The sequence below is a fragment of the Streptomyces sp. LS1784 genome (assembly GCF_020103755.1).
Taxonomy (GTDB): Bacteria; Actinomycetota; Actinomycetes; order Streptomycetales; family Streptomycetaceae; genus Kitasatospora.
In genome coordinates, this window is sequence record NZ_JAHSQD010001181.1 from 1 (window position 1) to 841 (window position 841).

1 protein-coding gene is annotated in these 841 nt (G+C 78.4%); it reads right to left on the minus strand.

Annotation, left to right across the window (positions count from 1 at the left end; translation table 11 throughout):
• A partial coding sequence (locus tag KS423_RS46420) for a hypothetical protein (protein ID WP_224285651.1) occupies nt 1–841 on the minus strand: 841 nt, incomplete at both ends.

Sequence of the window (841 nt, forward strand, 5' to 3'; positions counted from 1 at the left end):
AGGGCGTCGGCGGCGGGGGCCTGCGCCGGGCTGCGGACGCCCATGTCGCGCAGGTCGGCCCGGTGGACGCCGAGGTGCTCGGGTTCGGGGCCGGTCCACACCGGGCGCTCCGGGTCGTGGCCGCCCGTCTGGAGGAGCAGCGCGGCGATCTGGTGCTGCCGGGCGGCGCTCAGCACGGCGGGGATGCCCTGGGCGGCCTGGCCGGGCGCGGTCTCGGTCCCGGCGGCGTCGGTGCGGTGTTCGCCGGGGCGGCCGACACCGGTGTGGAAGGCGTCCAGCAGCTCGGCCAGGTGCCGGCTGCGGTGCTCCTTCCAGGCTGCGGCGAGGCGCCGGTCGAAGGCTTCCCGGGAGGTGCCGCCGTTCCCGGTGCCGCCCTCCAACTCGACGGTCGCCGAGTGGAGTTGCTGCGGCAGCCGGTCGTGGACGGCCCGGCGCTCCCGGGCGCCGCCGGTGAGGACGAGCAGCTGGGCGCCGCTGTGCGGCCAGGTCCGGGCGAGGTGCTCGGCGACGATCCCGGCGGTGCGCTCCCAGGTGTCCTCGACCCGGTGCCGGTAGTGCCACTCGTAGCGGTCCACGGGCGGGGCGCGGTGCCCCCGGCCCTGCCACACCGGGCCCTCGACCGTGCCCAGCGGCTCGCCGCGCCCGAGTTCGTAGCGTTCCAGGTCCGCCCCGGTGCGGTCGACGGCCGCGACCAGGCAGGCGGGCACCGCGTCGTCCAGCAGGCCGAGCAGCGGGCCGGTGTGCGGAAGCGGAGCCCAGGTGGCGGCGACGTCGGGCGGGGAGAAGGCGAGCGGGACATCCAGCGCCACCTCGCCGTCCGCCGCGAACAGCGCCCGCCCGG